The 6,690-nt window shown below is 40.6% G+C and carries 5 protein-coding genes and 1 pseudogene; all 6 read left to right on the forward strand.

The features are described from left to right. Positions 1-469: pseudogene (locus tag HWQ23_RS12640) on the forward strand (helicase-related protein); the annotation flags it as partial. A gap of 71 nt (positions 470-540) precedes the next feature. Next, positions 541-675, forward strand: a complete 135-nt coding sequence (locus tag HWQ23_RS12645) for a hypothetical protein (protein WP_292828624.1) — start codon at positions 541-543, stop codon at positions 673-675. Positions 676-784: 109 nt separating this feature from the next. Next, positions 785-1,552 carry a TRADD-N-associated membrane domain-containing protein gene (locus HWQ23_RS12650; protein WP_292828627.1) on the forward strand — a complete coding sequence of 256 codons (768 nt, stop codon included), beginning with the start codon at positions 785-787 and terminating at the stop codon, positions 1,550-1,552. 628 nt (positions 1,553-2,180) lie between these two features. Then, on the forward strand, positions 2,181-4,496 hold the full coding sequence (locus HWQ23_RS12655; RefSeq protein ID WP_292828629.1) for a GmrSD restriction endonuclease domain-containing protein: 2,316 nt from the start codon (positions 2,181-2,183) through the stop codon (positions 4,494-4,496). 50 nt (positions 4,497-4,546) lie between these two features. After that, entirely contained in the window at positions 4,547-5,983 is a 1,437-nt protein-coding gene (locus HWQ23_RS12660) for a transglutaminase domain-containing protein (protein WP_292828632.1), read from the forward strand. 64 nt (positions 5,984-6,047) lie between these two features. Beyond that, positions 6,048-6,650 carry a CPBP family intramembrane glutamic endopeptidase gene (locus HWQ23_RS12665; RefSeq protein WP_292828635.1) on the forward strand — a complete coding sequence of 201 codons (603 nt, stop codon included), beginning with the start codon at positions 6,048-6,050 and terminating at the stop codon, positions 6,648-6,650. The last annotated feature ends 40 nt before the right edge of the window (positions 6,651-6,690 follow it).

Genomic DNA, 6,690 nt, shown 5'->3' on the forward strand with positions numbered 1-6,690 from the left:
CGTTAATATACTCCATCATCCCATACTGTATTGTACTCAAGCAGGAACCGCTATATTTTCTACAAAGTATTTACTATCATGCGCTCAATCAATTTATAACGAACTGGTGAAATTAAAGCAACAACGCAGTGCAGAGCTAGAACAACCAGAAACCTTAGAAAATATCAGTGTCACATCTGAACGCATTACCCAAATTCAACGTCGGCTGAGTATGTTTGATAGCTTGCCAGAGGTTTTAAACCGTGCAGCAGTCAGAGGTACGCTCAAAAAGCTCAATTCTTGGCGAGAAAACAAGTCTGTACAAAAACTATTAAAAGAGTATACCGATGGTAATAAGGCAGGTTTAGATAATGAGAATTTCGTTATTCAATTAGTAGAAGATACAGACAGATTAAATCTGATTCTAGATGAAGGGATTAAATCTACCAGTATCAAAATTTATTTAGCTGCATTTTTATTGAGGCCATAATTTCATGAACATCAATATCATCCTCTCATTCTTAAGGGAAATTTATCTAGGTGCGATCGCCCCATCAAGCGATGAAAAATAAGAATTACCTACCAAAAGCGATCATCCACCCACCCACCAAATTCTTAGAGGAAATCTACCAAACAACCCAAACAACAATGACCTACTGGCTATTTCAAGGCACCCCAACTATTACCGCATCATAGACGGCATCCGCGACTTTGAGCAGATGCTATGGCTAGCAACACGCTACGCCAAAGATATGGTTGCTAGTGATGGATACTGAGAAAGGAAATCTGAGAAGGCAGGAGAATTATGAATCAAGATAATCCGAAAGAGAAGTTATCTCTTCAGCGTCTTAGACAGAGGAGATTGTTTGGCTTACTCACAATTTTTATAAGCATTTTTATTGTTGCCACCCGTCAACAGTTTTCATCAGTTTGGGGGATTTCAAATCAAGTTTTAGGCTCTTTTCTAACCAATATTTTTCTCATTCTTCCTTACATAATGCTATGCGTAGGAATTTATCTATATTTTCAGACTGAGCAAATTGGTTCCACACTGGAAGAGAAAGCATATTTATTTGCTCAGGCAAAGCATATAGAAGAACCAGGGAAAGCTAAACCTGTATGGGATATGGCACAAATCACACTAGAAAGCTATTTTAATCGAAATTTGAGTCAGATACGTTGGATCTTTTGGTTGAGTATAGGCGTTATGTCTTTAGGGTTTAGTCTCATACTTTACGGCGTAGTATTAGGATATCAACATCCAAAAGATAACTGGATTGTAGCGGGTATAGGAGGAATAGCTGGTGTACTCACCGAGTTTATTGGTGCAACCTTCCTATTTGTTTATAAATCGAGTATGCAGCAGGCAAATAACTACACAGAAATTTTGGAAAGAATGAATTTGGTAGGCATGGCTATGCAAATGTTAGATAGCATTGCCGAGTCGAATAAAAATAGTACATCAGCTTCTGATACAGATTTTATAGATCCTTTACGGGAAGCCAAGATAGAGATGGCAAAAGCTTTGTTAAATAAATTTCAGATAAACTCCAGTCAAAATAAGACAGATTAGCGGTTTCGTGCAGTCAACGCAATGGTGTACCGAAAGCGTCATTACTGTCCATTCAAAACGGGACAGTCCCTTTGGCTTTTCGCCAGGACCAGGACGCAAACACTTTTGTCCGCAGTGCCGAAAGCGCCATAGGGCTGCTTCTTTGATAGCTAGCGCTATTTCGTCTTAATTGTTTGCGTAACGTTTCCTGTAGATTGGCATTGCCGACGATACTCCCCAAAGCTGTTGGGTAGTTTTACCAACTCTACCAATTTTTGGACAGATGATAACAGCCTAACAGCGATCGCCCCCAGCAGGGTGAGCCAGTTTCCTCATATCGTTGTGGTGGCAAAGTATTGTTACTGTCTACTGGATACTACTGGCAGATGATTGATGAATATCCACCAATGATCGCTAGGCGGGGCATAGGCTATTTCAACAACCCTCGATTCTCTCCCTTATTGGCGAAAACACTGCTGATATAGGCTATTCAATTGATACTGGTTATTTTGGTGTTAAACGTTGTTTCAAGATTTCGTTGTCTGAGCAAATTGTTAGAAAAGCCAGTGTTGAGGGAAAACTTAAAATAAGGAACTAGGTTTAAAGCATTGATTGGTTTGTGATTAATTCTTAAAAGTAAAAATAATATATGAACATTACAACTATCCTCGACCAAATCGACATGGGCAGTATTGCCTTACCAGAGTTCCAACGGGGTTATGTGTGGAATCGTGACCAAGTACGCGGATTGATGAATTCACTATATCGCAGACATCCCATTGGTAGCTTATTAGTGTGGCAAACTAAAACCGAACAAGCAATTGACCATGCTCGTGGCGATGGTAAGCTTTCCACAGGCACGGTTAAACTGCTGCTAGATGGTCAGCAGCGCATCACCTCCTTCTATGGAATTGTGCGGGGTAAACCACCTCAGTTTTTTGATGGGAATTTGCAAGCTTTCACTGGTTTGTATTTCAACTTGAAAGAAGAAATATTTGAATTTTACGCTCCTGTCAAAATGAAGGACAACCCCTTGTGGGTAAATGTAACTGAATTGATGCAGCAAGGAGTAGGAGTTTTCATTGGGCATTTGCTCAAAATTCCAGAGCTTAGTGTGAATTTGACTACTTATATTAATGCTTTAAATAAACTAGAAGGCATCAAAAATATCAATTTGCATATTGAAGAAGTCACTGGTGAAGATAAAACAGTTGATGTCGTTGTAGAGATTTTTAACACTGTTAATAGCGGAGGAACCAAACTATCTAAAGGTGATTTAGCACTAGCAAAAGTTTGCGCCCAATGGCCGGATGCCCGCAGTGAACTCAAAGCACGTTTGGCGAAATGGAATAAAGCAGGTTTTGACTTTCGTTTGGAGTGGTTGCTGAGGTGCATTAATGCAGTTATTACCGGAGAGGCAATGTTTTCCGCACTCAAAGATGTTAAGACTGCGACATTTCAAGACGGGCTATACAAGGCAGAAAAAGCTATTGATACCCTGCTCAACCTCATTTCTGGGCGTTTAGGACTCGACCACAATCGGGTACTCGGTGGTATTTACGCCTTTCCTGTCATGGTGCGTTACCTTGTTGCGCGTGGCGGACATCTTAGAGATCACACAGAGCGCGACAAGTTACTGTACTGGTATGTACATACTTTATTGTGGGGACGGTACGCAGGCTCAACTGAGAGCGTTCTAGCCCAAGATTTACACGTATTGGAATCTGAAGATAATCCGCTAGACCAACTTATCGCCAACCTACGGCAAAATCGCGGAGACTTGGAAATCAAAGCTATTGACTTTCAAGGTTGGGGTATGGGAGCAAGATTTTATCCATTAGTTTATATGCTCACTCGCGTGCATCAAGCACAAGATTGGGATAGTGGCATCGAACTATCCAAACATCTTCTCGGTAAACATAGCTATTTGCAAGTCCATCATATTTTTCCTAAATCGCTACTTTCCAAAGCTGGATATCCCAAATCTGAAGTTAACGCGATCGCTAACCTGACATTTCTAACCCAAGAAACCAACCTCAAAGTCTCAAACCGCCACCCTTCGGAGTATTTTGAGGCATTTGAGACAACCCAACCGGGTGCGATCGCAACGCACTGGATACCAATGGAACGCAGTTTGTGGCAAATTGAAAACTACCGTGATTTTTTAACCGCACGCCGTGAACTTTTAGCTCAAGCTGCCAATAAATTTTTGAATAGCTTACTCACCGGGGATATTGCAGAACCAAAAGCGACAGATTCTATTTTAGAATCAGAAGCCGAAAGCTCTACTGTGGTTGTACCAATAGCTGAGGAACGAGTTCTGGAAGAATGTAATGTATGGGTGCAGGAGCAGGGATTACCGATTGGTGAATGGATGTACGAAATTGCTGATTCGACAGGAACAGTGAGTGCAGTACTTGATTTAGCATGGCCCAATGGTTTGCAATCCGGGAAAAGTCAACCAGTTGCCCTGATAATTGGTGCAGATCAGGAAATAGAAGAGGCTGCAAATCGTCTTGGTTATCGCTATTTTACGGACATAGACAGGTTCAAAAGCTATGTAATTCAAGAAGTTTTAGCTATTCAGTTTCCGTCACTAGAGGACTATAAACAAGCTTTTATAGCTATCAGCAGCCAACTGACGGATAGCCATAAACTTATGCTCAAAGCTCACTATCATGCACCTGGACAAATTATCACTGCAACTGAGTTAGCAGAGGCGGCTGGATATGAGCATTTTGGCGGTGCAAATCTCCAATACGCCAGAATCGCAGAACTGGTTGCAAATTACTTAAACTATTCGCCACGTCAACATGACGATAGTGGTAAACCGTTCTGGTCACTAATGTTAGCTTCTGGCTACTGGAAAACATTGGAAGATGCTGAAATTACTAGTCAACGAGAATGGCAGTGGCAATTACGGGAGCAGGTTAGTCAAGCTTTAGAAGATTTAGGTTGGGTATAAGCCAGCTATAAATCTTTCTAATTTAGTTACTCTCTGGAACGTAAATCTATATGGCTATTCTTTTCCAACTTATCGGTACATTAATTAAGGGGAGTGCGATCGCTATTATCTACCTCACACCCGTTCTAGGTGTTTGGTTAGCATCTTCCCTAGCTGCTTACAATAACCGTTCTACTTCTTTAGCCGTACTAGCAGGGGTGTTTCTCTTTCCCATCTTACCTATGCTCTGGGAACTAAGGGCACAAAGCAAGGGCAGTCGGAGCAAAGAGCGCATTTTGACTTGGGGCGATCGCTTGACGCTTAGAACTCTTGTAATCAACTTTGTGGCGATCGCTGCTTTACTAGCATGGCAACCGCGTTTGAGTTTTGTAGCTCTCTCGACGCGAGGCGACTGGATGCTGGGTAATTTACAAGGACAACCTGCACAGTTAATTCGACAGAATTTATTCAAGCTGGCAAATGGTTTGGAAGGAATGTATCTCAGCTTCAATACAAATCCTTTTGAACGTTACGATGACGGCAGTAGCAAAGTCCAACCACAACCCCAAACCGACCGAGATCCTTTTGAAAATTTAAAACAGGAAGATACTGCCAAACCACAGCCTGCTAATAATACCAATGGTTGGGCGTGGCAAGGTATGGGAATACATCCCGCAGTTGCCAATATGCCCAGCAGTGTAGAGACAAGCATCGCATCAGTTGCTCAGTATATTGTTAGTAAGGAATCAGACCCAGTACAGCGAATTAAGGCTCTTCATGATTACGTTGCAGATCGAATTGCATACGATGCTGAATCTTATTTTGCAGGGCAATATCCACCACAAGATGCCGAAACTGTATTTAGAACCCGTAAGTCTGTGTGTGCCGGCTATGCAAAATTATTAGAAGCATTGGGTAAAGCGGCTGGAGAAGAAATCATTTATGTCGTAGGAGATGCACGGACTCAAACCAGTGACCTTAGCGGTCAAGGTCACGCGTGGAATGCAGCAAGAGTAAAAGGACAATGGTACTTAATTGATGCTACTTGGGATAGCGGTTATGTTGATCGCTCTTCAGGTTTTACAAAAAACTACCGTACTGAATACTTAATGCCGCCACCAGAAGTTATGGTGATCAGCCATTTTCCAAAAGATCCTGCTTGGCAGCTGTTATCAAATCCATTACCGCTTGGTGAGTTTTTGCGCCAGCCGATGATGAAACCAAAGTTTTTTGCTGATGGCTTGCAACTTGTCAGCCCTGTGCGATCGCAGACGAATGTAGGTGATGAAGCAAAACTAGTATTGGCAAATCCTAAGAATGTTTGGTTATTAGCCAGCTATAACTCAAAAGGTGGGGGCAATTCCCAATCCTGTGGTCACGCGGTACAAGGAGATCAAGTTACGTGTAAGCTCCCTGCTTCCGGTTCCTATGAAATGCGGTTATTTACCTCTACTGAAAGCCAGGGTGAATTTAATTATGTAGGGCAATTAGAGTTTAACAAGTATTAAAAATTAAGCTAAAAAAATACATGAGCAATACTGAGTTTCATCCTTAACCCCATAAAAGATAATCGTGAAAACTGAATTACCTCCATTAAGTAATTGTGTTATATTTTTTGTAGTTTTCTTAAGTATGGTGTATTTGTATAGCAGCATAGCTCAAAGGAAATCAATTAAAAAGCAACGAAAAGTAGAAAGACCAAAATCGGGTTTTGGCTTTTATATTTTATGCAATCAAATTTCGTTAATTTCCTTCTTTTCCATAACTTATATTCTAGGATGGGATGCACCAGCAGTTGGTTTAAAATTTGAGATATTACCAGTATTTTCCTTAATAATTGGCTTAGTCTGTTATTGGATATTTGTGTTAATTGTAAATAAGATTTTAAATGTTTTGAGAGTCAGGCAAATTGTAGAAAATGATGCTTATCTCGTTTCTGTAAGGCTTATACCACGGCAAAAGCTTCAGAAAATTTTATTTTTGATTGCTGTATGTATATTAAATCCAATAACAGAAGAGTTGATATTTCGTGGAGTATTAGTACATCAATTAGGCATATATATAAATAATTATTACTTGGCAATTATTCTGGGTTTATTTGTAACTGTTGGAAATCATATCTATCAAGGACGACTACATATCATTACGCATATTATTTTTGTATCGGCTCAATAAGTCGGGGTAGCTAGTAAATTAGGAAGACTTACTAGTATTC

The sequence above is a fragment of the Nostoc sp. JL33 genome (assembly GCF_017114985.1).
Lineage (GTDB): Bacteria > Cyanobacteriota > Cyanobacteriia > Cyanobacteriales > Nostocaceae > Nostoc.